The 905-nt window shown below is 31.5% G+C and carries 1 protein-coding gene; it reads left to right on the plus strand.

Features of this window, described 5'->3' with window-relative positions; genetic code table 11:
• Positions 1–905: methyl-accepting chemotaxis protein (locus tag CQA69_RS08860; RefSeq protein ID WP_137621404.1), on the plus strand; the 905-nt coding region annotated here is incomplete at both ends.

Here is a 905-nt window from a genome sequence, read left to right on the forward strand (position 1 = left end):
ATCAATGAAAACATCCTTGCTACTAAACAAGGTTTAGAACAAGATAACCAAGCTGTAAAAGAATCAGTCTCTACAGTTCAAACAGTAGAAAGAGGAGATTTAACAGCAAGAATCACTGCAAATCCAAGAAATCCTCAACTTGTAGAACTTAAAAACGTTCTTAATAAACTCTTAGATGTCTTACAAGCTAAAGTAGGTTCTGATATGAATGCTATTCATAAAATCTTTGAAGAATATAAGAGCTTAGACTTTAGAAATAAATTAGAAAATGCTAGTGGTAGTGTTGAAGTTACAACTAATGCTTTAGGTGAAGAAATCATTAAAATGTTAAAACAAAGTTCTGAATTTGCTAATCACTTAGCAAGTGAGAGTTCTAAATTACAAAATGCTGTTCAAAACCTAACTTCTTCTTCTAATTCTCAAGCAGCTTCCTTAGAAGAAACAGCTGCTGCTTTAGAAGAAATCACTTCTTCTATGCAAAATGTTTCAGTTAAAACTAGTGATGTAATCACTCAATCTGAAGAAATTAAAAACGTTACAGGTATTATTGGAGATATTGCAGATCAAATCAATCTTTTAGCATTAAATGCTGCTATAGAAGCTGCACGTGCAGGAGAACATGGACGAGGCTTTGCTGTTGTTGCTGATGAAGTTAGAAAACTAGCAGAAAGAACTCAAAAATCATTATCTGAAATAGAAGCAAATACAAATTTACTTGTTCAATCTATCAATGATATGGCAGAATCTATTAAAGAACAAACTGCAGGTATTACTCAAATCAATGAGAGTGTAGCTGCTATTGATCAAACTACTAAAGATAATGTAGAAATTGCTAATGAATCAGCTATTATTTCTAATGCAGTAAGTGATATAGCTAATAATATCTTAGAAGATGTTAAGAAGAA

The organism is Campylobacter estrildidarum (genome assembly GCF_005406205.1).
GTDB classification, from domain to species: Bacteria; Campylobacterota; Campylobacteria; order Campylobacterales; family Campylobacteraceae; genus Campylobacter_D; species Campylobacter_D estrildidarum.